Source organism: Pseudomonas sp. UBA4194 (assembly GCF_002379585.1).
GTDB lineage: Bacteria > Pseudomonadota > Gammaproteobacteria > Pseudomonadales > Pseudomonadaceae > Aquipseudomonas.
The window spans coordinates 36,129-36,338 of sequence record NZ_DFUE01000004.1; the positions used below are offsets into that span (position 1 = coordinate 36,129).

General features: G+C 61.4%; 1 protein-coding gene. It reads right to left on the minus strand.

The window, feature by feature from the left end; genetic code table 11:
• Positions 1 to 50 precede the first annotated feature (50 nt).
• On the minus strand, positions 51 to 210 hold a 160-nt coding region (locus tag B3397_RS22470; RefSeq protein WP_414704329.1), incomplete at its 5' end, for a transketolase-like TK C-terminal-containing protein.

Here is a 210-nt window from a genome sequence, read left to right on the forward strand (position 1 = left end):
GAGGGGACCATCCACCGCAAATCCCCCCCTTACCCTACCTGTTCCAACCCCTACCCAATCTGCTCCCGAGCCAACTTCACCACATTCTCCACGGTAAACCCGAACTTGGCCTGCAGCTTCTCGATAGGTGCCGAAGCGCCAAAACTGTTCATCACCACCTTGGCCCCCGCTGCACCCACATAGCGGTCCCAACCCAGCGGGCCCGCCTGC